We start from the raw sequence: 22,812 nt of genomic DNA on the forward strand, positions 1-22,812 counted from the left end.
AACTCGTGTCCGCTGAAGATCCCCTGTGGGAGCGAGCCTGCTCGCGAAGAGGCCCGCCCTGACAACACAGGATCCGGATCAGCGCGAAGGAATAAGCAGCTCCCGCAATCCATTGGCATGCTCAACAATCTCCCCAGGCAATCGCAGCCGCTGATCATCCAGATACCGATAATCCTGCCGTGCCGCCGTCAGCTGATTCAGATTCAGCTCAACCGCAAACTGTCCTTCCTCGCGCCCGGCCTCGAACAACAAAGTCCCCAGCGGATCCACCAGCGCACTGCCACCCGCAAACACCAACCCGCCATCGCCCTCTTCCACCCGGTTGACCATCAGCGCAAACGCCTGGTTTTCCTGGGCGCGGGCCATGATCGCGGTGCGGTGAGTCGGGCCGTAAGGGTCCATGTTGCCGTTGGTGACGATCAGCAGTTCGGCACCCAATTGCGCCAGGGCCCGGGCGGTTTCCGGGAACTCGATGTCGTAGCAAATCAGCAGGCCAACGCGCACACCGTTCCACTCACACGTGGCGTAACGGTCGCCGGGCTCGAACACACCGCGGTCCGACGCCCACAGGTGCGTCTTGCGGTATTTCAGCGCGATACCTTCGGGGGTGATCAGCAGCGTGGTGTTGTAGAAGCAGCCGTTGTCGTTCTCGGCCATGCCGATCACCACGGCGATGTTGCGTTCACGGGCCGCAGCCAACACCGCGCTGACGGTCGGACCGTTCAGCGGTTCGGCGGTTTCGGCCAACGCCTCGAGGGACGGAAAGCCCATCAAGTGGGTTTCGGGAAACACGATCAACTGCGTATCGGCAGCACAGGCAGCCATCGCCTTCAGAGCGCGTTCGAGGTTGTAAGCCGTGTCGTTGTCACGGCCCGCCAACTGGGCGAGTTCGACTTTCATGGGTATTCCTTATTCTTAACGTCGGGCTGGCAGAAAGATTGCCCGGTCGGTGTCTGTGCGCCAGTATGCGCAGCAAGCCACCGGCCGGGAAATCACGCCGCCGGGGTAACCCGATAGGGGTAGAGGCATGACACTTTCGTTAGACGACATCGCGTGGCACCGCTCGGTCGGGCAACTGATCGACGCCCTGGACAAGCCCAATTTCTGGACGCAACTGGTACGTTTGCTGGATCAGTACGTGCCCTTCGACAGCTGGGTGGTGCTGCTTTTCAGCGCCGATCAGCACCCGCAAGTGTTCGCCGAATGCCCCGGCGCAGACGGCAGTCCTGATCAGTTGTTCCAGGACTATCTGCGCGGTTTGTACCTGCTCGATCCGTTCTACATCGCCTGTCGCGAGCAGTCGCGCACCGGGCTCTATCGCCTGTCGGAAGTGGCGCCGGAGCATTTCGAGCTGACCGAGTATTACCAGCGCTACTTTCGTCTGAATGTGGTGGCCGACGAAATCCAGTTCAACTGCCAGCTCGAAGGCGACCGCACGCTGTGCCTGTCACTGGGCAGCAAGCAACGTTTCAGCGGCCAGCAGATCGCCTTGCTGTCGCTGATCCAGCCCTGGGTGCTCGGCCTGTTGCGCCAGCGCCTGCCCTACGAAATCAACGAAGTCGTGGCCCTCGCGCCAGCACCACCGAAAGCCGACTGGCGTGTGCAACTGGAGGCGTCGGTGCAACAACTCAAAGGCGCGCAATTGACCGCCCGGGAGCTGGATGTCGGGCGCTTGATGCTCAGCGGTTGCTCCAGTAAGGAGATCGCCCGCAAGCTGGAAATCTCTGTCGAAACCGTGAAAGTCCATAAGAAACACATGTACAGCAAACTGGGGATCAAATCCCAGTCAGAGCTGTTTTCGATTTTTCTGCAGGCACAGAACGCCTGACTGCCCGGTGGGATGCTTTTCGCTTTTACTGTGGGAGCGAGCTTGCTCGCGATAGCGGTCTTTCATTCAGAATTGATGTCGACTGAACCACCGCCATCGCGAGCAAGCTCGCTCCCACAGGGATCTTTGTATCCATGCACCCTGCTGCGTTGAAACTATTGAGTCCGAACCCAAGGAAACCGTATGAGCCTGTCACTCCTGAGCCGCTACGCCTTCTTTGCCGTCTGTGTGATGTTTACTCTTGCCAGCCTGCCCTTCCTGGAGCACGACTGGCTCTGGCCAATCACCGCCGTCACCGGCATTCTCAGCCTCGTGGGCCTGTTCGATCTGCTGCAAAGCCCTCACGCCGTGCGCCGTAACTACCCGATCCTCGGCAACATCCGCTATCTGGTAGAGGGCATTCGTCCGGAAATTCGCCAGTACCTGCTGGAGTCCGACAGCGACGCCCTGCCCTTCTCCCGGGCTCAGCGTTCGCTGGTCTATTCACGGGCCAAGAACGAAAGCGCCGACAAACCCTTCGGCACGTTGATCGATGTGTATCAGTCGGGTTTCGAATTCATCGGCCACTCCATGCGCCCGGCGCCGTTGAGCGACCCGAGCAGTTTCCGGGTAACGGTCGGCGGCCCGCAGTGCACGCAGCCGTACTCGGCGTCGGTGTTCAACATCTCGGCCATGAGCTTCGGCTCCCTCAGCGCCAACGCCATTCGCGCGTTGAACCAAGGAGCGAAACTCGGCAACTTCGCCCACGACACCGGCGAAGGCAGCATCAGCGCCTATCACCGGGAAAACGGCGGCGACCTGACCTGGGAACTCGGCAGCGGCTACTTCGGCTGTCGCACCGCTGACGGGCGCTTCGACCCGGAACGCTTCGCCGCACAAGCGCAGACACCCCAAGTGCGGATGATCGAAATCAAGATGAGCCAGGGCGCCAAACCCGGTCATGGCGGGATTCTGCCCAAGCACAAAATCACCCAGGAAATCGCCGAAACCCGCGGCATCCTGATGGGCGAAGATTGCATCTCACCGTCGCGACACAGTGCGTTTTCCACGCCGATCGAACTGATGCACTTCATCCAGCAATTGCGCGAACTGTCCGGCGGTAAACCGGTGGGTTTCAAGTTCTGCCTGGGCCACCCGTGGGAATTCATGGGCATCGCCAAGGCCATGCTGGAAACCGGCATCCTCCCGGACTTCATTGTCGTCGACGGCAAGGAAGGCGGCACCGGCGCCGCGCCCGTGGAATTCACCGATCACATTGGTGTGCCGATGCGCGAAGGCCTGCTGTTCGTGCACAACACGCTGGTCGGCCTGAACCTGCGGGACAAAATCAAACTCGGCGCCAGCGGCAAGATCGTCAGCGCCTTCGACATCGCCAGCGTCCTGGCCATCGGCGCCGACTGGGCCAACTCGGCACGCGGCTTCATGTTCGCCATCGGTTGCATCCAGTCGCAAAGCTGCCACACCAACAAATGCCCGACCGGCGTCGCCACCCAGGACACCCTGCGCCAACGCGCACTCGTCGTTCCGGACAAGGCCCAACGCGTCTTCAACTTCCACCGCAACACCCTCAAGGCCCTGGCCGAAATGCTCGCCGCTGCCGGGTTGGAACAGCCTTCGCAATTGTCGGCCAAGCATTTGGTGCGGCGCATGTCGGCGACCGAGATCAAACTGTTCTCGCAGTTGCATGTGTTCCTGAAACCGGGGGAATTGCTGACCGGTGAAGTGAATGGCGAGTTTTACTCGCGGATGTGGCAGATGGCGCGGGCGGACAGTTTTGAGCCGAATGAGTTGGCTGCTGCGTAAACAACGTTTGAACGCCAACCTCATCGGGAGGTTGGCTTTACACCAGGGAAGGACAGCTTGCTGAAAGTCATCGCTCAGAATTTCATCAAACCCGAATACATTGAAACGGTTCGCCCGTGGTACGCCGAACTGGTCGAGAAGACTCAACTGGAGCCCGATTGCATCGCTTACGACTTGTTCGTCGATCAAAAAGACCCCGGACACTTTATCTTCATCGAACAATGGCCGAATCAGGCGGCGCTGGATGCTCATTGCCAGTCGGAGCATTTTCGGCGGCTGGTACCGCAGATCAACGCTTACCAGGCCAGGGATTGCATTGTCGTGCTGATGGATGCGTTCTGACGCCCGCCGTCACCAGTGAACAGCCCAAACATTGGAATCATAGGCTGAAAAACCCTCATGACTCACATCCACGAAACACCACAAACCTGGAAAAGAAGAACTCGCCAATCAGGTTCAACAGCCAAAACGATGTCACTGTCACCAAACCATGCAGCTGCCACAGATCGGCAATACGTCCAATGCAGTAACTCACGCCCCCCATGAAACCGAGGAACAACAAATACCCAAACGCCGCTGCCTTGCTCTCAAAGGTGTAAAGAGCATTCACATAGAAAGAAAAGGAAGCCGCGACGCAAAACGCCACAAGGTTGCTGATCGCCTGACTGAGTTCGGCGGCGACAATGAGCACATAAAAAATCTGCCAATGGATCAGCGCATTGGCCACGGCAATGACCGCGTAACTACAGAATCCTTTCGATAACGCTTTCATGCTGGCTCCTGCCAATATCCTGTTTCGGGTGTCTTTCAAACTAAGTGACAGCCCTGTACCGGTCTACTGGCAGAAATAACAGGTAGGTGAGCATTCCAGACCAGCGGTAATTTGCCTCTCACCTTTCACCAATGCAGCGTCTTAATCGGCGCTGGCTCTTTCATCACAATAAAACCGTAATCGCCGAGCAGATAAATCCGGTAGTACTGGCTCTCCAGCACCGGTGGATAACCCCGATAACCCACCCGGGTCGCGTTACGTCGTTCCTTCTCCGCAACAACGTTAGTGATGCCCACTTTCGGCAGGTTCTCGGCCAGCATGAAGAAGTCGATGTTCAGCAGATAGTGCAACACCGGCATCTGTTTGAACGAACCCGCCGCCCCCCGCAGCCAGTGATCGGAATAGGTCACTGACAGGTAAATGCGCTTGGCTTCGAGCAGCTGTCGATTCGACGCGATGTCGTGTTCAAGACTTAACAACGCGCTGGCCGCGAAGGCTTTCTGCACCGTCAGCACGCGCCCATAGGCATACGAAATCGAAAGCATCGCCAGCAGTGGAACCATCAACAACAACGGCAGCCGCTCGTGGATTCGTGCCAGTGCCAGATGGCTCAAATAGAACAACAGCACCAACAGAACCGCGAAGCCCATCAGGGTCCTGGCGCCTTCATTGAAGTCCCGGAAAAACAGCGCGACACCCGACACCAGCAGTGTCACGACCGGCAATGTCAGTAAACACACCAGGCCGATCAGGGTTTTCTTCAGCCCTGTGTCCTGACGTTCCAGCACGTTCAGCCCCAGCCGGACACTGCCGGCAATAGCACACAGCAGCAGGGCGGCGAACACCCAGGCAAATCCGTCGTGAAACAGCAGCACGACTTTTTCCAGCACTCGGGCGATGTTGATTTGAAGTTGCAGCAGAGGCTGCGCCGTCCAGTTCAACAACAAGGTGCGATTTCCACTCATGAACGGGTAAGCACTGACGCTGTAAATCAACCAGCCCAGGATGGCCTGCGATATTTTCCAGCCGATCAACTCGCACCACTGCGGCCAGACCAGTTTGTCATTGGCGCCCCTGAGCACTTCCAGGCAACACAACCCGAGAAACACATTGAAGCTCACCTGATAGAGCCCCAGCGCCAGCGCAATCAGGAACGAAGGCACCAGCCAATGAACGATGCGCGAGGGATGACGAAAGGTGATCGCATAGATGACCGCTACCAGGCTCAACGCCATGGCGGGCCCGTCGTATTGATAAGACAGGTTTTGCAGAAAGAACGGGTTGTACCAGAGCGGTAGCGTCACCAGGCAGCAGGCAATCGTCGGTTGCGGGTAGTAATGAAACGTCAGGCGGGTCAACGCCGCGGCCATGGCCAGCGAGGCGATCAACAGTGGCAGCGGAAAGATGTTCGGCGCGGCGTTGCTGAACGTCAGCAGGTTGTAGAACAGCTCGGTGAATAACCGCCCCTGCTCCGCCCAGGCCGAACCGGCCGCGGCCGACAACGATCGCCAGTTGTCGTCGATATACGGATAGTCCGCGAGGATCAGCGGCACCACATACACAAAGGTCGCCAACAGAAAAAAAAGCCAGACCTGCCGACGTCCGAGTTCCTTGCTGAAAAAATCGCTGAACCTGCCCATGCTAAAACCCGCGCCGGTCTTTGCCGCCGACGATGTCTTTCACCACGTAGCGCGGCCGGTGCTTGGCCTCGATGTAGATGCGGCCGACGTATTCACCGAGGATGCCGATACCGATCAGTTGCACGCCGCCGAGAAACAGAATGGCCGTCATCAACGACGGGTAACCGGGGACGCTGTTGCCGAAGAAAATCTTGTCCAGCACCATGTACACCGCGTAGAGCACCGCGAAGATCGAAATACCGCCACCGACGTAAGTCCATAAGCGCAACGGCACCGTACTGAATGAGGTCACGCCTTCCAGCGCCAGGTTCCAGAGTTTCCAGCCATTGAACTTGCTGGTGCCCGCCGCTCGCTCGGCGCGCTCGTACTCCACCACCACGGTGGTGAATCCGGCCCATGACAGCACGCCTTTCATGAACAACTGGTGCTCGGGAAGCGCGCGAATCACGTCAACCACTTTGCGATCCATCAGCCGAAAATCGCCGACGTTTTCTTCGATGCGGGTGTAAGCGATCCGGTTCAGCACACGGTAGAACAGCGACGCGCTGTGGCGTTTCAGGTAACTGTCGGCGGTGCGATCCCGGCGCTTGGCGAGCACCACATCCGCGCCTTTTTGCCATTCGCCAATCAACCGCGGGATGACGCTGATCGGGTCCTGCAAATCCACGTCCATGGGAATCACCGCATCGCCGCTGGCATATTCCAGGCCGGCGAACAACGCAGGTTCCTTGCCGAAGTTGCGCGAGAAGTTAATCAGCAAGACCTGTTCATCGGCTTGCGCCAGGGCCTTGACCTCCTCCGCCGTCCGGTCGGAACTGCCATCGTTGATGAACACGATCTCGACCTCTGCCTGGTCGAGCTTCAACTCGCGACGCACGGCCTGATAAAACAGGCTGATCGCCTGCTCTTCATTGAATACCGGAACGATCAACGAGACTTTCATGCATCACGCTCGCGAAAGACCACGTACTTTGAAAACAGAAAGCCCAGCACCAGGCTCAACGCCGAAAAGATCGCCACCGTCAGCAGGCCATGAAGTCTCCACACGTCGCCTGCATGGCCGACGCCCAGACTCAGCGCCCCCATGGCTCCCAAGAATAGAAGATAACCGCCGACCGACGCCTTGGCATCGAAGGTATACAGCGCGTTCATATAGAAGGAAAACGAGGCGGCAACGCAGAAGGCTGCCAGGTTGCTGACAGCCTGACTGAAGCCGACCCCCACGCTCAGCAGGAAGAAGATTTGCCAGTGAATCAGCGTGTTGGCGACCCCGACCACCGTGTAACTGGAAAATCCTTTCCACAAGAGCCTCATGGTGATTCTCCCGTTTCACTTCATAAAACTTTGAACCTGTCTACTGTCAGAAATCACAGGTCTGAGCGCCTTTCAGACCAGCGGTCAGGGAATGCCTCAACGCCGGGAGACATCCCGAAATATCCCGGTTTTGCAATTACCTGCGAATCACGCCACCCTGCGCGCCGCCGATGAGCGGCGCGCAATCTTTGGCGCCTTCGGCTACTCCCTATCTCATCACCCGTTCACGAGCCTGCCGTCATGACGTTTGAGCGCGATCACCGAATCGACTTTTTTCGCGGCCTGGCACTGATCTTCATTTTTTGGGATCACGTGCCTCACAACCCCCTTGGCCAAATCACCCTGCGCAATGTCGGCTTCAGCGATGCCGCAGAAATATTCGTGTTTCTCGCCGGCTACGCGGCCGTTCTGGCCTACGGCAAAATCCTTGCGCGCGATGGTTACCTGATCGCCTGCGTAAAGATTCTGCGGCGCGCCTGGGTGCTCTACGTGGTCCATATTTTCCTGCTGGCCATGCTGATGGGCATCGTGTTCTTCGCCAACAGTCATGTAGAAACCCGCGATCTGGTGGAGGAAATGGGCCTGCACCACTTCATCACCAACCCTCAGCAAGCGTTGACGGATGAGTTACTGCTGCGCTTCAAGCCGAACCTGATGGACCCGCTGCCGCTGTACATCGTGCTGCTGGCGGGATTGCCACTGGTCCTGCCGTTGCTGGTGCGCAAGCCGTGGGCGGTCGTAGCGGTGTCATTGGCGGTGTACTTGCTGGCACCGCGGTTTGGCTGGAACCTGGCGGCCATCAAGGACGGCGTGTGGTACTTCAACCCTGTCACCTGGCAACTGCTGTTTATCCTCGGCGGCTTTATGGCGATTCACGGGCAGCGGCCACGGTTGCCCGACACTCGCCCGCTGTTGCGCCAGCCCTTGTTTGTCAGCGCGGCGGTGTATGTGGTGGTGACCGGGGTGATTACTGTCTCCTGGCGCTGGCCGGAAATACACGATGCCCTGATGCCGGCCAGCCTGAGCAACCTGCTGTACCCGATCAGCAAGACCGATCTGTCGCCGGTCCGTCTGCTGCACTTCCTGGCGCTGGCCTATGTCACCGCCAGGCTCTTGCCCGGCAACGGCTGGACGCAAAACTGGCTGGCGCAGCAATGCTGCCGCATGGGGCGCTACTCACTGGAAGTATTCTGCCTCGGCGTGCTGTTGGCGCCCTTGGCGGACATGCTCAACGCCCTGACCGACGATGCGTTTGCCATGCAGATTTTCACCGCGTTGGTGGGTGCCGGGGTGATGGCGCTGCTGGGGGCGTGGCTGGATTTCAACAAACGCCTGAATCGATCGGTGCAAACCGCCACAGCCTGAAATGCAAAAGCCCCGGCCAATGGACCGGGGCTTTTTCATTTCAAGCGTTACGTCTTACGACGCCGAACTCACCGCACCCTGCGACACATTGGTCGGTTGCAGCTTGAACACGTAGAACAACACCGTCAGCAGGACCAGGAACGCCGGGCCCACATACAACGCCACGCGAGTATCCGGGAAGTACGCCATCAGGCCGACCACCAGCACCAAAAACGCCAGTGCCAGATACGAGCTGACCGGGTACAGCCACATCTTGTATTTCAGGCCGGCACGTTCGCTGGCGCTCAGGCCTTGGCGGAACTTGAGCTGGGCCAGCAGGATCATCACCCAGGTCCAGATCGCGCCGAAGGTGGCAATCGCCGTCACCCAGACGAAGACTTTCTCCGGGACCATGTAGTTGAGCAGCACACCCAGTAACAGCACGAAGATCGACAACAGCAACGCGCGACGCGGCACGCCATTGCTCGAAGTCTGGGCGAAGCCGGCCGGGGCCTGACCGTTCTGCGCCAGGCTGTACAGCATGCGCCCGGTGCTGAAGATGCCGCCGTTGCAGGACGACAGTGCCGCGGTGATCACCACGAAGTTGATGATGCCGGCGGCGGTCTTGATGCCCAGGCGCTCGAAGGTCATCACGAACGGGCTGCCCTGAGTGCCGATTTCGTTCCACGGGTAGATCGACAGGATCACGAACAACGCGCCGACGTAGAACAACAGAATCCGCCAGAACACCGAGCCGATCGCATTGGGAATGGTCTTCTGCGGGTTCTTCGCTTCACCGGCGGTCAGGCCGATCATCTCGACACCGAGGTAGGCGAACATCACCATTTGCAGGGACATCAACACGCCTTGCACGCCGTTGGGCATGAAGCCGCCGTGCGCCCAGAGATTGGAAATCCCCAGCGCCACGCCGTCGTTGCCGAAGCCGAACGCGATTACGCCGATGCCGCCGATCACCATTGCAATGATGGTGACGATCTTGATCAGGGCGAACCAGAATTCGAACTCACCGAAGGCTTTGACCGCGATCAGGTTGATCGAGCCCATGCTGATCAACGCCGCGAGTGCCCAGATCCAGCGCGGCACATCGGGGAACCAGACGCCCATGTACACCGCCACCGCGGTGATTTCCGCAACGCAGGTCACCAGCCACAGGAACCAGTAATTCCAACCGGTCAGGAAGCCCGCCAATGGGCCGAGGTAGTCTTGAGCATAACGGCTGAAGGAGCCGGCGACCGGGTTGTGCACCGCCATTTCGCCGAGGGCGCGCATGATCACCAGGATCGCCAGACCGCCGATGATGTAGGACAGCATGATTGCCGGGCCAGCCATCTCGATGGCCTTGGCCGAACCGAGGAACAGACCGACGCCGATACAGGCACCGAGCGCCATTAAACGAATATGCCGTTCGCCGAGTTCGCGTTTGAGCGGGCCGCCTTGAGCGGTCTCGCCATTGGGCAGGTGATTGCCTGGCATGGGGTACAACCTCATCTTGTTATTGGATATGACCACCGAGTGTCGAAGCGCTGACCGGTAAGCCAATGCTTTTCTGAAACCAGGTCTGCTTCGTGGGCAAACCCGTCTTGTAGGACAAAACCTGCAAGATCAGCGGGGCGTGCAGTATAAAAAGCTTCCGACAGGGTTTTTCACTCTATAAACCACAACATTCAGCGAGAACTCTCGGGAAAAGCGCGGTTTACGGAGGGGCATTACCTGTCTTACGTAGGATTATTCGCCAATGAAACGGCGCGGAGTATTGCACGGTAATGGTGCATCGTCATGTCCCTATCAAGCCAGCATTCGCACGGCGATGCCTCTAGCTCAAACCTTTCAGGCTACTCAAGCTCTGTGGTTAGGAGATTTATGTGGCGAGGGGATTTATACCCGTTGGAGTGCGAAGCGCTCCCCTGTGTCCTTCAGTCACACCGCATTCACAGGTTTTACGGTTGCTGCGCAACCGAACGGGGTGGTGCGGCATTCCGATAAATCCCCTCGCCACATAAACCCCGTTGCCACAAAAGCTCCTTTGCACAGGTACTTGACGATGAGAATTCAAGATTTGTGTATTCACAATTTTTTCACCAAGGCCAACCACCGTCTAAGCTTCAGACAAGTCCTCTCAATCTGCGTGAATGGATCAGTCGACTATGGGCGTTTTATGGCAAACCGATCCGAGAAAAAATGTGGTTCCGACTGAACGTGTGGATGAAACGCCTTTACCTGAAAAACCCCCTCGCAGCCGTACGAAGCACGGTTGGGGGGCGTTCTGGTTGTTGTTGCTGATAATTGTGATTGTCCTGGGGCTGGCCGCCGCCAAGGAAATGCGCACGTCGAAGTTTCAATCCCGGGAACTCAGCCAATACGCCGCCACCCTGAGCTACGAGCTGAAACCCGGTCCCAGCGATGCCATTCGCTATCCCGGCGCCGGTCCATTCGACCTGCGTCTGGGCTATAGCTCCCTAAATGAATTCCTGCCGCGTCTGATCAAGCGTGACTACGTCGTGGCGTCCCAGACCCGGTTCTCCCAAAAGTTGATGGACTACACCGACAATGGCTTTTTCGTGCCCTACGCGGAGAAAATCCAGGCTGGGTTGTCGATCACCGATTGCCGTGCGGCACCGCTTTACCAGTACAAATACCCACAACAACTGTATTCAAGCTTTGCGGCGATCCCCCCCGTGGTGGTCAACAGTTTGCTGTTCATCGAAAACCGCTTTCTGCTCGACCCCCATCAGCCCCGGGCCAACCCTGCGGTGGATTGGCCTCGGTTCGGCATGGCGGCATGGTCCCAGGTCGCCAAGTTGATGCACCTGCCGGGCCAGTCGGCGGGCGGCAGTACCCTGGCAACGCAGCTTGAGAAGTACCGGCATTCGCCCGATGGCCTGACCGTGTCGGGTGCGGAAAAAATCCGTCAGATGATTTCTGCCAGCGTGCGCGCCTATCAGGCCGGACCGGAGACCCTCGAAGCCCGGCAAAACGTGATTCGCGATTACCTCAACAGCGTGCCCCTGTCGGCCGTACCGGGCCACGGAGAAGTGCACGGCATGGCCGAAGGTTTGCGCGTCTGGTACGGCGCCGACTTCAACCAGGCCAACGAGCGGCTGGCCAGCAAGGAGACAGATCCGAAAAGCATGTCGGAAAAAGGTCTGGCCCTGCGTGAGATGCTGTCTTTGATGATTGCCCAGCGCCGCCCTTCCCACTACCTGACCAAGGGCCACGATGAACTGGCCGAACTCACCGACAGCCACATTCGCCTGCTGGCACTGAATGGCGTGATCGATGCGCCACTCGCGGCAGCGGCATTGACCAGCAAAGTGATCTATCGCGACTGGCAGACACAGCCAACCATTCAGCCGATCGAAACCAACAAGGGCATCAGCGTGGCACGCAGTCGTCTGGGCGGGTTGCTCAACCGTCCGCTGTACGACCTCGATCGCCTTGATCTTTCTGCCACCAGCACCCTGCAAGGCGATCTGCAAACACAGGCCACCGAGTACCTCAAGCATCTGGCCGACCCTGTGTTTGCGGCGCAGATCGGCTTGATGGGCGAACGCCTGCTGACCCCCACCAGCACCACCCAAGTGCGCTACAGCTTCACGCTGTTCGAACTGACCCCGGACGGCTCGCGGGTGCGGGTGCAGACCGACAGCACCGACCAGCCGTTCGATATCAATGAAGGCAGCAAGCTGGAACTGGGCTCCACCGCCAAGATGCGTGTGCTGACCACCTATTTGCAGATCATCGCCGAGTTGCACGATAAATACGCAACGATGACCGTCCCGGAACTGAAGAAGGTCGACGTCCCTGAACAGGACCGCCTGAGTCGCTGGGCCGTCGATTACCTGATCCAGAACAAAGATCGCAACTTGCCTGGCATGCTCGGCGCTGCGCTGGATCGCAAATACTCGGCCAGCCCCGGCGAAGCTTTTTTCACCGGTGGCGGGCTGCACACATTCGTTAACTTTCGCAAAGAAGACAACGGCCGCCTCCCTACCCTGCGCGATGCCCTGCGCGAGTCGATCAACCTGCCGTTCATTCGGCTGATGCGTGACCTGGTGCGCTACACCACGTATTCCGGCGCCAATAGCAGCGCCGAATTGCTCAAGGACGACCGCGACCCTCGCCGCCAGGAATACCTGGCCTCGTTTGCCGACCGCGAAGGCACGTCGTTCCTGCTGAAGTTCTGGAAGAAATACAAGAACAAGGACACCCAGGCGCGGCTCGAGACCTTCCTCGACAGCATGCGCCCGACCCCGATCCGCATGGCCGCGGTGCATCGTTACCTATTGCCGCAGGCCAGTCAGGAAAGCTTCAACATGTTCGTGCGCTCGCACCTCAAAGGCGCCAAGCTCACCGAAAAACTGACCGACGAACGCCTCCAGCGGCTCTACGAAAGCTACGGCCCTGGCGCCTACGACTTGCCGGACCAGGGCTTCATCGCCAAGGTTCACCCACTGGATCTTTGGTTGATCGGCTACTTGTTGAATAACCCCGACGCCAAGTTCAGCCAGATCGTCAAAGCCAGCCAGTTCGAACGCCAGGAAGTCTACAGCTGGCTGTTCAAAAGCCGTCACAAGGGTGCCCGCGACAGCCGCATTCGCACCATGCTGGAGATCGAGGCGTTCCTCGACATTCACCAACGCTGGCAGAAAGTCGGCTATCCGTTCGACCACCTGGTGCCGTCGCTGGCCACCGCCATCGGCAGCTCCGGCGATCGCCCCGCTGCCTTGGCGGAATTGATCGGTACCATCCTCAACGACGGCGTGCGCATGCCGACACTGCGCATCGACAGCCTGCACTTCGCGGCGAACACGCCGTATGAAACCAAGCTGATCAATGACCCGGATGCCGGTAAACGGGTGATGCCTTCCGAGGTCGCCGCAGCCATGCGCGAAGCGTTGTCGCAGGTGGTGGATGCCGGCACAGCCAAACGCATCTCCGGCAGTTTCATAACGCCTGATGGCAAACCGTTGGGCATGGGCGGCAAGACCGGTACGGGCGATAACCGCATCGAAGCCTTCGGTTCGGGTGGGCGAATTCTGAGTTCGAAATCCATCAACCGCACCGCGACCTTCGTGTTCTACATCGGCGATCGTCACTTCGGCACGATGACTGCGTTCGTGCCCGGGCAAACGGCCGAAGCCTTCAAGTTCACCTCGGCGCTTCCGGTGCAAGTGCTCAAGGGCATGGCACCGATTCTCACGCCGTACCTGCAGCCGGGTGGTCACACAATGTGTCTGCCGGTCGAAACGGCGCAGCGTTGAGCGCTCGCCATGCGTGTGCGGTAGATAGTTGTTTTTCGCTCTCTGATTCTTAATGAGTTGGCGGGGGAAAACGCCACTTACCGAACCGGTTTTCAGGCTTTTATTTCGCGCCCGCAGAGATAGGCTGGTCATTCTTATCGAGACTCAAGGATGATCACGATGTCTGACTTAACGCTGCATGCGCCGCCCTCCGTCGCCAACAGCAAGCACTACGATTTCTTCAGGAAACACTTCAGCGACTGCTTCCAGACGACCTCACCCGACCGAGTCGAGGCGCTGGCCAGGGTGAAACTGAAGATCGAACAATGGCACACCGAAGACACCACCCTCAAAGACACCAACAAGGCGGCATGGAGTGCCCAGAACGAGGTGGATCGGGCGCTCAATACACTGCAAGACGTTTCCGCGTTTGCGGCGCCCCTGCTCCAGGCCAGGCTCAAGGAAAAGTACGGGGTCACTGATGACGTCAGGGAGACTTACCTGCGCCTCTATATCCCCCGGAAAAGCCTTTGGGGAATTGCTGACCCACTAGGCGGTGTCACCACTCGAACCGTCTCGCTGCTCGACGCGGCGCTGCACAACTTCGCGGCCAGCGAATCGTTTGAAGAAAAGGACTCCGCCTACATCAGCCAGCCCGACCAGCGCGGGCACTTCACGATCAAACCCGTCCACAAGCAGATGACCATCAGACAGTTCCAGACGCTGTGCCGGGAGTTGAATATCGGCGCGCAGTACAGCGTCTATCTGAACAAGGCATTGCAGTCGGGCAGCGCCGAAACCCGACAGGACTTCAAGAAAAAAGTCATCGCCAGCGAAAAAGCGGCGTTCAAGACGGCGGCCGCCATGGCCCTGTTGAAAGGTGACATCAGCGAAAACGCACACAGTGTCTTGACCGGCCTGCTGGCCGGAAGAAAGGGACTCACCCTTATCGGCAAAGTCACCGAGCCCTGCGACCTGTCATTGCTGGGAACGACCCTGACCGGCATCGTGATTTTTGGCGCGGTCGCCCACCATCAAACCGGCATCCACCCGATCGTGGCGTACATACCCCACGACCCCGAACATCCGCTGAAGCAATACGCCTCGTGGAAAGACTTCGTCCGTGAACTGAGCCGCCAGTTGCGCGAGAACGCCGTCTCTGCCTCATCGCAAATGACCTACCGGCAGTTCTTCAGCCAGTTCGTCGATCAGAATCAGCGCGGTCATTTTTTCGCCGCGCTCGATCAACGCCTGAGCACCGTCACCTGGCATCCGAAGGAACCACTGGACCAGCGCCCGTCCTGGCGCGACACACCGGTGGAACAACCCGATCTGCAGTACATCCGCATTCCCTTCAGCGAAGACATCGCCGAGCGCCTCTATCAGCGCAAGCTCGACAAGATTCTCAAGGATGCGCGCGACATTGCGATTTCCACCGCCGACGCCGATAGCCAGGCCCGCAAGGCCTGGTGGGATAACTTCCTGAAAGTTGCTTCAGACATCTTCAATGCCGCGCTGCTGGTGGTCACACCCTTCGTGCCTATCCTCGGCGAGCTGATGCTGGCGTACACCGCGTACCAGCTCGGCAGTGAAGTCATCACCGGGGTTGTCGACCTGGTCGAAGGCCAGTGGGTGGAAGCCACCGAACATCTGATCGGCGTGCTCAACGCGTTGGCTCAGATGGCGGCCGTGGGTGCCGGATTCGTCATCGGCAAGCCGTTGATGGCCAAACTGTCCGAGCTGGTCGACGGCATGATTCCCGTGCGCCTGGCCAGCGGTGAAACCCGCCTGTGGAACCCGGACCTCACACCCTATGAACAGAAGACCATCAACCTGCCCTCCGAGGCGAAACCCGATGCCAACGGCCTGCACCGATACGAGGGCAAGCAGATTTTGCGCGCGGAGAACAAACACTACGAGGTCAGCGAAGACGCAAAAAATGACCAGCACCGCATTCAGCACCCGACGCGCAGCGAGGCCTACCAGCCCGAGCTGAAACTCAACGGCTCCGGGGCCCATGTGATCGAAGGCGAACAGCCACGCACCTGGGACAACATCACCTTGCTGCGCCGCCTCGGCCCTTCGGTTGCAGAGGTCAGTGATGCCCAATTGGAGACCGCGCGCCTGATCAGCGGGACGGACCCTGGCGAACTGCGCCGGATGTACGTCGAAAACCGCGAGCCGCCGGTATTGCTGACCGACACCCTCTCTCGCCTGTTTGATGCGGATTACGTCAGCCACGAAGACACCACTGAACAATTCACGTTGCTGGTCCGTGGCAAGTTTCCCGACATCCCGGCCCAAGGCATCAAGAACCTCCTGGCCACAGCCACCGAGGCCGAGCAAAAAATCATGACCGACGAAGGCCGCATTCCTTTGCGCCTCAAACGCATCGCCCGGGAACTGCAACTGGAAACACGCACCGCCCGCGGCTACGAAGGCTTCTATCGAGAGAGCCAGATCAACGCCGACACCGAACGACTGACACTCAATGCCTTGCGTCTGTTCAGCGACGCGTTGAGCGACTTGCGTATCGAAATCCGCACTGAAACCTTCGATGGCGAACTGAGCACCAAGGCCGGTCCGGCGGATGCCTCGGTCGTACGGATACTGGTGAAGGGCAAACAGAATACGTACGAGGTACGAGATACCAGCAACAAAAAACTTCATGACGGTGCTGATCTTTATCAGTCCATCCTGCGGGCGTTGCCTGATGAGAAGCTCAAGGAGCTGGGTTATCGGGTCAGCGAAGGGGCGATGTTCAAGCAGTGGGTGATGGTGAAAACCGAGGCACCTGCCGAGCGGCGTACCACCCTCGATCCGCGCGATCCGCCTCTGCCACCGCCCAAGGAAGACCTGCTTTTACTACGCGGAGCTTTGCTGTCAAGTGACCCGAAAACCGTAATAGAGTATGTGGCGGACCTGTACCCGCATTTAAGTGAAAGAGAAGCCGACACCTTTATCAAATCGCTTCAAGCCAAAGGCAGCGCCATCGATACCCTGGAACATCTGGAGAAGGAACTCGATAACCTGCGTGATGTGCTTGATCGGTGGCACTCCTCATACAGGTACGGGAACGAGTCGACATTCCAGGCATACCGAAACGGAGGCGGACAGCACATTCAGGAAAGACTGATCGAATGCTTCGAACGCAAAACCAGTTTGTTCGGCAAACGCAGCGCTCATCTGGAAGTGGGCTACACGCTGGACCTCTCGGGCAGTATAGGATCGGGGCAAGAATTCGAACTGTGGTGGCAAAAACTGCCCAATGTCAGCAAGTATCTTGAACAGATTACCTCCCTGAAAGTGGACAGGACCCTGATCGACTCTGAAGCTGGTGGCCTGCTTAAGGATTTTCCCCAGCTACGACAATTGACTGCCAATGGATGCGAACTGAAACGGATCCCGGAAGCGATAGGCAGGATGCAGCTACTGGAAACCCTGCATCTGAACGATAACAACATCGAATTGAGGGCGACGGACGTCGAGAGCCTGAAAAACCTGACTCGCCTGCAAAGCTTGAGACTGGACGACAACCCTTTGAAAGCCTCCGTGAATGTCTCACGCATGCCTCGCCTGAAGGTGTTGAGCCTGAACAACACAGGCATCGATAGCTGGCCCGAAGGGCTCTTTAGCAAGAGACGCCCCAGGGGCTTTTTTCTGGACATGCTGGAAAACAATCTGGCCCGAGTACCGCAGGTTGCGCCAGCTTCAAATGATGCGTTCATCGTCGCCCGGACACGGATCAGTCCCAACCGACTTTCGGAGGTGAATCAGACAATCTATGAAAGTTATAGAAAGTCCGTGGGCATCACCCCGAGAGTGCTTTATGACGCCGCTGTCGATTCAGAAATGACCCATTGGAAAATCACCAGAAGTCGTCGCTGGGACTTCAGCATGCCCGAGGCTTCGATATACCGCGACGAAGCCTGGTTCGACCTGAATAGGGAAGCACATTCAAAGGGTTTCTTTCAGGTCATTAAAAAGCTGAGGCAAACAGAGGATTATCTGGAAGGCGGTGAGCCACGTATTCAACTCACTGAACGGGTGTGGCAAATGATCGACGCCGCTTACATGGATTCCAGTTTGCGCGATGACCTGTTCATCATGGCCACGGCGCCGACTACCTGCGCCGATGCCGGTGCCCAGTTGTTCAATAACATGGGGATCAAGGTGCTCGTCTCCGAGGCGTATTCGTTTTCGTTGACTGCCGATGAACTGGAAAACAGTCTGGTGAGTCTGGCAAAAGGGGCTTCCCGCCTTGAGCAGGTCAATCAAATTGCACGGGCAGATATCGTCGCTCGTCAGGCAAACCCGGATGAAGTGGAAGTGCATCTGGCCTATGAAACCGGATTGGCTCAGCGCCTGGATTTGCCTTTGCTGGCCAAGAGTATGCGCTACCGGGAAATCGCCGGGGTCAACGACAACGCTATTGATCAAGCCTACGACACGGTGATTTCACTGGAACAGGGCGATGGTCTGGTCAACGGCATGCTCGAGCAGAAGTTCTGGAGTGATTATCTGCGTGAGAGACACCCGGGCGAATTCGAGCAAAACGAAAAAACCTACGCGCGCAACGTCGAACAGTTGGAAGAGTTGCGTGAAGTGCAACAGGAGTGGGCAGATGCGGCGAGCCTGCCCGAGGCGCAAAAAGAGCAGTTGAAGGAAAAACTGAAATCCCTCGCCCACCCATTGTCAGTGCCCGAGAGCGTAGTGTTCACCGGTGAACCCATGACCGATCAAACCTACGAACGGGTATACCGCGACCTTGGCGATGGCGAGCTGGAGTTGAGCAGGCGTTTGACCCGTGCCGCGTTGAAAAAGGCCGGGCTGTAACGTGCCATGACCTGAGTACCGGGTAACTGCCCTGGGGGTGACTGGACATTTCACCTTCGGGGCGTTTTTTACCGTGCTTGCAAACTGATTGGTAGACAGCCGGATTCACTGGTAATCAGACCTCCGAATCCCAGACTACGGTGACGTTGCCCGAATAGGTTTTGCCGCTACCATCGAGCATTTCCTCAACTTCCTCACGCGCGACTTCGAAATGCAGAGTTGCCGGTTTTCTATCTACGTAATGCCTCGGCTGAAACAACTCGGTACCGCTACCGTCGCGCAACAATGGACGCCGGTTGATTGACTGACCTAACGCGTCGGTCATGCCGTTGGGCAGGCTGACGGCAATGTTCATCGGCACCGTGTGCCCGGACACCGGTTCGTGCAACGCACAGGTATTGGCAGCATGGTGTTGGCATTCGAGGTTCATCTTGAAGCGGCTGGAGGCCGACAGGTTGAAGGTCTGATCGCGAAACAGCCGCGCGGGTCTGCTGCCCTGATTCAGCCAGGCTTGCCAGCCCCCCTGGGGAAGAAGTTCTACACGGTGACCGCCGGGTGGAATCTCGACTTTGAGGGTGTGCTCGACGGTCAGGGTGAAATCGAGCTGCACGGTCGTGTCATGGGGAATGGTGATATCGCCAAGATCGAAATCACCCCCCCGGCCGACCGAATAGACTTGCGTCCCTACGTACACCCCTGTGGACATTTTCAGCGGGTCCGGCGTGCGCAGTTCGTAAGAGAAAGAACTGTATCTATAGCCAAAAGAGGGAATCAGGAATTTGGCCTGCTTGGCACAAATCGTTTCCTCAGGGGTCAGCCAAAAAAAATAAAAAGCGGTATGGGATACGCTGTTAACACCGATACCCACGCAAGGGCTTGGCGCGGTTTGCCAGTTACTGCCCCACAGCTTTGCGTGACCACTCCACCAGTTGCCCTCACCCGTTATCTCACCCACTGAAGGGAGGGCTTCATATGTACCGCCCATGCCCGCGATACGCACCTCCACAATCGCCGTCTCACCCGTGACCTGATCGGTGACCTGCAATGAGCGACAGGCTGCCGGCGTTTTTATCATCGCGCCCGCACGGACATCGGTGTGGTCTGGCTGGATGGGGCCGTTGTGCGGCACACCACCAAAATTCAAGCTCAATATATTGTGAGTTTTGCAGATCTCCGGTTGATCCCGACAGAATCCCTCGCTGCGAGTCGTGTTCCGGAATGTATTATGCCGGGGGTTACTCGGGTCGGGATTGAACGTCGCCGTAATCGCCATGACCACCGCACCCGCGTCCAAAGTCGAGACCGACAGACAGCAACCGAGCAGAGTTGCCCTCACCTGATGCCATTTGTTTAATGGCCAAAGACTCATCATTTCATACGTTCCAAAAGCAAAAATAGTTAAGTTGACATGCAAGAATCAAGGCGCCAGTGCCTCGAAAATCATGTGAACACTGCCGTAGTAACTGCCCGGTTTATAGCCATCCGGTGGTTCGACCGCGGCCACTTCCAGGCCCACACGGCGGCCGAGCCGGCCATCGAGTTCGGACACCACTTCATCGGCAACGACGCTCAGGCGTTTTCTGTTGAACGTCACGACCAAGGGAATGTTGTCACTGACGTATCCATTGCTCAGGTAAGGCTCGGCACTGATTCGGGCCGAGATGGCACCGTTGACATTTTTCACATCGAAATTCTTGCGCAGCGGCGAAAACCGGCCAGACACCGGATTCCACGGCATCACCTGCTCCTGATGAATCCAGTCGGGTTCAGAGGGGATCACGTAGAACTCCGCCGTGGGAATGCTCACCGATACTTCGAAGGTTTCACGCTCCGTGATCGCCTGCACAGCGCCACTGACGGATATCAGCAGGACGAGTGCCCATCGATAGTTCATCCTTTCAACCTCTTGGTAATAAAAAACAGACAGTGCGTTTGACGGGGTGATCAGACTTCCGAATCCCAGACTACGGTGACATTGCCCGCATAGGTTTTGCCGTCACCGTCGAGCATTTCCTCGACGTCCTCGCGCGCGACTTCAAAATGCAGAGTTCCCGGTTTTCTATCAACGTAGTGCCCCGGTTGAAACAACTCGGTACCGCTACCGTCGCGCAACAACGGGCGGTGGTTGACTGGCTGACCGGACGCGTCAGTCATGCCGTTGGGCAGGCTGACGGCGATGTTCATCGGCACGGTGCGCCCGGAGACCGGTTCCATCAATGCGCAGGTATTGGCATCATCGTGTTCACATTCGAGGGTCATCTTGAACTGGCTTGAGACCGACAAGTTGAAGGTCTGGTCGCGAAACAGGCGCTCTGGTTTGCGGTTGCGTTGCAGCCAGGACTGCCAACCGCCCTGGGGCAACAACTCCACTCGATTGCCGCCGGGCGGTACTTCCACTTTGAGGCTGTGTTGCACATCCAGGGTGAAGTCGAGCATCAGAAGATTATCCTTGGGCAGTACCCGATCACCAAAGTCGAAGTCCATCATCGGACCGAACGTGTAAGGAATACTGCCTCGATAAACTCCGGTTCGCATTGTCAGCGGGTTCGGGGTCCGAAGCTCATATGCGAATTCAATGTAGCGATAATTAAATTTGGGGATATCAAATTTCGCTTGGGTAGAACAGGCCCCTGCATTCTCAGGAACAATCCACATGAATATGGAGTGATCGTCCGCTTCCCACGCTTTTCCTACCCCGAGACAAGGTGCTGGCGCTCCAGCCCAACTACCCACACCCCATAACCCGGCATGACCAGCGGGCCCCGCCAGATCCGTAGCCTTTGCGCCTAGATTGTATCGACCGCCGATGCCGGCTATGCGGATCTCGACTGTCTCGGAGGGGCCAAACTCTGGTGAAACCTGGATTGATCGCCACTCAGACGGGGCCTTGAGAAAAGCCCCTGAACGCTCATTGGGATGATAAGCAACAATCTCCCCGCCTTCCGTCTGCTCCAAAGGCATGTTGACGCGCAGACTGAATATATTACTTTGCTTGCAATATGAGGCTTGCGAAGTGCAAAAATGACCGTTCACTGTTGTATTGACGAACCGATTTTGCATCGGATTGTCAGGGTTCGGCTTGAAAAAGGCAGTTATCTCATTGGTCGCTGCCCCGGCAGACAAACTGACGCCAGACAAAACCGCACCCAATAAGTACCGGGTTAAATTCGAGAATGTTTGATTAAACATGCTTACCACCTGTTACTTGCGCCTCGGCACGGGTTTCACCCCTTGATCTCCAGCGTTTTATTCGCCTTGCCTTCAATCAACGTGAATTGATATTCACGACCGCTCTTCTTGTCGAACTGGAACTCGCGGCCCGGCAGGATGTGATGCTTGGTGGTCGGCGCGCAGTCGGTTTCACTTTTGATCGAACAATCCCTGAACTCATCGATCACCACCACCGTATTGCCCTGATTGCGAATCCGGTATTGAGCGGCGCTTTCATCGATCACGCTGTCGAATCGGGCCTGCGACGGCCGCACGAAAAACACCGTGCCGTAACCGGCCAGCACGTTGACCCCGGCAGACAGGCCTTTCTTGTACGCTTCGCGCTCCTCGCTGGAGACGGCAAACTCGTCTTCCTTTTCTGGCACGACAGGAATGAAACGGACCCGGAAATAACGCTCTCTGTCACGCTCGCCCATGTACACCAGCCGGGTGCCTTGCATGCCGTTGGCCGGGACGATCAAGCGCGCAGGACTGGCCATCAATCCATCGCGGGCGGCACTCTCGGTCTGGGTCGTGAGTGGAACTTCCCGCGTAGTGCCGTCGGCGTCATAGATGATTTCGAGGATGTTGACCTTGACGAAAGCGGTGGCATCACCGCCATTGAACACGCGTTTCAGGTAAGTGCTTTTGTCCGCATCCAGGTAGTCGTAGACCACCCCGACATTGATTGACGGGCCGGCGTGGGTCATCAGCGGCAGCAGACTTGCGCACAGCATTAGCCATCGATTTTTCATATTTAGGACCTCCTGAAAAGTAAACAGTGATCGGCCTGGACTGGAAGTC

Annotated in this window: 16 protein-coding genes; 6 read left to right on the plus strand and 10 right to left on the minus strand. The window is 57.7% G+C overall.

Going from position 1 to position 22,812, the window contains the following annotated elements; all coding sequences use genetic code 11:
• Nucleotides 1-78: 78 nt before the first annotated feature.
• Complete coding sequence (locus ACMXYJ_RS27985) at nucleotides 79-900, minus strand: carbon-nitrogen hydrolase family protein (RefSeq protein ID WP_415757738.1); 822 nt, start codon at nucleotides 898-900, stop codon at nucleotides 79-81.
• Nucleotides 901-1,027: 127 nt separating this feature from the next.
• Between ACMXYJ_RS27985 and ACMXYJ_RS27990 the strand changes: the two genes are divergently transcribed.
• The 3 genes from ACMXYJ_RS27990 (at nucleotide 1,028) to ACMXYJ_RS28000 (ending at nucleotide 3,973) form a co-directional block, all read left to right on the plus strand.
• Entirely contained in the window at nucleotides 1,028-1,828 is an 801-nt protein-coding gene (locus ACMXYJ_RS27990; protein WP_415757739.1) for a helix-turn-helix transcriptional regulator, read from the plus strand.
• 183 nt (nucleotides 1,829-2,011) lie between these two features.
• Entirely contained in the window at nucleotides 2,012-3,631 is a 1,620-nt protein-coding gene (locus ACMXYJ_RS27995) for an FMN-binding glutamate synthase family protein (protein WP_415757740.1), read from the plus strand.
• A 57-nt stretch (nucleotides 3,632-3,688) separates the two neighbouring features.
• A complete protein-coding gene (locus ACMXYJ_RS28000) occupies nucleotides 3,689-3,973 on the plus strand; it encodes a putative quinol monooxygenase (RefSeq protein ID WP_415757741.1) in 285 nt (94 codons plus the stop codon).
• Between the two features lie 55 nt (nucleotides 3,974-4,028).
• Here ACMXYJ_RS28000 and ACMXYJ_RS28005 read toward each other — a convergent pair whose 3' ends face one another.
• The 4 genes from ACMXYJ_RS28005 to ACMXYJ_RS28020 all read right to left on the minus strand — a co-directional run bounded on the left by ACMXYJ_RS28005 (nucleotide 4,029) and on the right by ACMXYJ_RS28020 (nucleotide 7,357).
• Nucleotides 4,029-4,403, minus strand: coding sequence for a GtrA family protein (locus ACMXYJ_RS28005; protein WP_415757742.1), 375 nt, complete (start codon nucleotides 4,401-4,403; stop codon nucleotides 4,029-4,031).
• 125 nt (nucleotides 4,404-4,528) lie between these two features.
• Nucleotides 4,529-6,043, minus strand: a complete 1,515-nt coding sequence (locus ACMXYJ_RS28010) for a glucosyltransferase domain-containing protein (RefSeq protein WP_415757743.1) — start codon at nucleotides 6,041-6,043, stop codon at nucleotides 4,529-4,531.
• Between the two features lies 1 nt (nucleotide 6,044).
• Nucleotides 6,045-6,986 carry a glycosyltransferase family 2 protein gene (locus ACMXYJ_RS28015; RefSeq protein WP_415757744.1) on the minus strand — a complete coding sequence of 314 codons (942 nt, stop codon included), beginning with the start codon at nucleotides 6,984-6,986 and terminating at the stop codon, nucleotides 6,045-6,047.
• The gene (locus tag ACMXYJ_RS28020; RefSeq protein WP_415757745.1) at nucleotides 6,983-7,357 is read right to left on the minus strand and encodes a GtrA family protein; all 375 of its coding nucleotides are present in this window, start codon (nucleotides 7,355-7,357) and stop codon (nucleotides 6,983-6,985) included. The genes ACMXYJ_RS28015 and ACMXYJ_RS28020 overlap by 4 nt, the downstream gene beginning before the upstream one ends.
• Nucleotides 7,358-7,597: 240 nt before the next feature.
• On the opposite strand from ACMXYJ_RS28020, the gene ACMXYJ_RS28025 reads away from it, so the two are divergent.
• Entirely contained in the window at nucleotides 7,598-8,722 is a 1,125-nt protein-coding gene (locus ACMXYJ_RS28025; RefSeq protein ID WP_415757746.1) for an OpgC family protein, read from the plus strand.
• A 54-nt stretch (nucleotides 8,723-8,776) separates the two neighbouring features.
• Here ACMXYJ_RS28025 and ACMXYJ_RS28030 read toward each other — a convergent pair whose 3' ends face one another.
• On the minus strand, nucleotides 8,777-10,195 hold the full coding sequence (locus ACMXYJ_RS28030; protein ID WP_415757747.1) for an amino acid permease: 1,419 nt from the start codon (nucleotides 10,193-10,195) through the stop codon (nucleotides 8,777-8,779).
• Nucleotides 10,196-10,866: 671 nt separating this feature from the next.
• Between ACMXYJ_RS28030 and ACMXYJ_RS28035 the strand changes: the two genes are divergently transcribed.
• Together ACMXYJ_RS28035 and ACMXYJ_RS28040 are read left to right on the plus strand one after the other, a co-directional pair.
• Nucleotides 10,867-13,983, plus strand: coding sequence for a transglycosylase domain-containing protein (locus tag ACMXYJ_RS28035; protein WP_415757748.1), 3,117 nt, complete (start codon nucleotides 10,867-10,869; stop codon nucleotides 13,981-13,983).
• Nucleotides 13,984-14,142: 159 nt separating this feature from the next.
• On the plus strand, nucleotides 14,143-18,798 hold the full coding sequence (locus tag ACMXYJ_RS28040) for an NEL-type E3 ubiquitin ligase domain-containing protein (RefSeq protein WP_415757749.1): 4,656 nt from the start codon (nucleotides 14,143-14,145) through the stop codon (nucleotides 18,796-18,798).
• Between the two features lie 115 nt (nucleotides 18,799-18,913).
• On the opposite strand, the gene ACMXYJ_RS28045 is transcribed toward ACMXYJ_RS28040, so the two are convergent.
• Genes ACMXYJ_RS28045 through ACMXYJ_RS28060 form a run of 4 tightly spaced genes read right to left on the minus strand, consistent with a single transcriptional unit; the run spans nucleotide 18,914 to nucleotide 22,763 of the window.
• Nucleotides 18,914-20,170 (minus strand): hypothetical protein, encoded by a 1,257-nt coding sequence (locus ACMXYJ_RS28045; protein WP_415757750.1) that lies wholly within the window; start codon nucleotides 20,168-20,170, stop codon nucleotides 18,914-18,916.
• 45 nt (nucleotides 20,171-20,215) lie between these two features.
• A complete protein-coding gene (locus ACMXYJ_RS28050) occupies nucleotides 20,216-20,692 on the minus strand; it encodes a CS1 type fimbrial major subunit (protein WP_415757751.1) in 477 nt (158 codons plus the stop codon).
• Nucleotides 20,693-20,742: 50 nt separating this feature from the next.
• Nucleotides 20,743-21,987, minus strand: a complete 1,245-nt coding sequence (locus ACMXYJ_RS28055; RefSeq protein WP_415757752.1) for a hypothetical protein — start codon at nucleotides 21,985-21,987, stop codon at nucleotides 20,743-20,745.
• Nucleotides 21,988-22,022: 35 nt separating this feature from the next.
• On the minus strand, nucleotides 22,023-22,763 hold the full coding sequence (locus ACMXYJ_RS28060) for a molecular chaperone (protein WP_415757753.1): 741 nt from the start codon (nucleotides 22,761-22,763) through the stop codon (nucleotides 22,023-22,025).
• Between the last annotated feature and the right edge of the window lie 49 nt (nucleotides 22,764-22,812).

Source organism: Pseudomonas arabinosi (assembly GCF_047758675.1).
Classification (GTDB): domain Bacteria; phylum Pseudomonadota; class Gammaproteobacteria; order Pseudomonadales; family Pseudomonadaceae; genus Aquipseudomonas; species Aquipseudomonas arabinosi.